This is a genomic window from Neisseria sp. SLRRB23, assembly GCF_050896295.1.
In the GTDB taxonomy this organism is placed as follows: Bacteria; Pseudomonadota; Gammaproteobacteria; order Burkholderiales; family Neisseriaceae; genus Neisseria.
In genome coordinates this window covers 1-339 of the sequence record NZ_JBPBFH010000152.1, presented here as the reverse complement: position 1 = coordinate 339, position 339 = coordinate 1, and the positions used below count along the sequence as shown (strand labels likewise).

1 pseudogene is annotated in these 339 nt (G+C 57.8%); it reads right to left on the bottom strand.

The annotated features are described in order from the left end of the window. Positions 1 to 105: 105 nt before the first annotated feature. Positions 106 to 216 (bottom strand): annotated as a pseudogene (locus ACRPFF_RS11610) (inositol monophosphatase family protein); the annotation flags it as partial. Positions 217 to 339 lie beyond the last annotated feature (123 nt).

The following is a 339-nucleotide window of genomic DNA, read 5'->3' as shown; positions in this document are numbered from 1 at the left end:
GTCGAGTCTCGTGGGCTCGGAGATGTGTATAAGAGACAGCTATTAAACCAAGCCCAAAACTTGCCCCTAACCAACCGAACCACTTCACGCGTTGAGAAGCTGAGGTGCCGACTGTTCCTGCCGCGACATTTCCTCGCCCAACATCGGGCAATCGATCAGAAGCGGCAACGCGGCGGCAAATGCCGTCTGCGCGGCAATGTCCGCCTCGCTCAACATCGAACCGTCGCATCCGAGCTGCCTCACACTGCCCGACACACCGACTGAAACACCCTTCCCTTTCCCATTCGGCCGCCACGGAAACTGTCTCTTATACACATCTCCGAGCCCACGAGACTCGAC